Genomic DNA, 930 nt, shown 5'->3' on the forward strand with positions numbered 1-930 from the left:
GATTTCGACGACATGCTCGATGTCCTCGTCGCACCTTTTGCCACCGCAGCCGGCGAACTGGACCCCCAGGCCGTCACCGACAACACCGCGTGGGACACCTTCTTCTCTGCCGAGCACTGGGACGCCGCCTTCGCCGCGCTGGCTGAGCCCGGCCCGGCACTCTCCTTGGCCTTCGACCCCTACGCCGGGCTGTACAGCCTGGCCGAAAAATGGATCGACAGCGAATTCGGCAGCCAGGTCAACAGCGTCATCAACCAGATCTTCGGCTCCACCGTGATCGGCAACGGCGCCGACGGCACCGAAGCCAACCCCAACGGCGGAGCCGGCGGCTGGCTGTTCGGCAATGGTGGCGCCGGTTGGAACAGCACCACCGACGGAGTCGCCGGCGGCCACGGCGGCGCCGCCCTGGGAATCCTCGGCAACGGCGGCGCAGGCGGCGACGGCGGAGCCGGAGCCGTCGGCGGTGACGGCGGCGCCGCCGGCTGGCTGTTCGGCAACGGCGGAGACGGCGGCAACGCCGGTGACGGCGCCACCCTGGCTGGGTTGCCCGCGCTGGGCGGGGTCGGCGGCACCGCCGGCCTGCTCGATGGAACCCACGGCGCCGTTGGCCAATTCGGCTCCCTGCCCGGCGGCATCACCGGCACCGTCGCCCCACCGGTCGAGGTCTCCAACGGCTACTTCACCAACGGTGACGGCCAAGTCGTCATGTTGCGTGGGCTCAACCAGGTCTACAAGATCCCGCCGTATGAGCCCTCCGCCGACGGTTTCGGCGATAAAGATGCCGCCTTCCTGGCCGCCAACGGCTTCAACGTCGTACGCCTGGGCGTCATCTGGGCCGGCGTCCAACCCGAACCCGGTGTCATCGACTACGACTACCTGGCCTCCATCGAAAACACCGTCGAAATCCTGGGCAACCACAACATCATGGTC

The 930-nt window shown here is 68.5% G+C and carries 1 protein-coding gene; it reads left to right on the forward strand.

Translation table 11 applies throughout. The features are described from left to right. Positions 1-930: PGRS repeat-containing protein (locus N416_RS23655; protein ID WP_024444075.1), on the forward strand; the 930-nt coding region annotated here is incomplete at both ends.

It is taken from the genome of Mycobacterium sp. UM_WGJ, from assembly GCF_000455125.1.
GTDB lineage: Bacteria > Actinomycetota > Actinomycetes > Mycobacteriales > Mycobacteriaceae > Mycobacterium.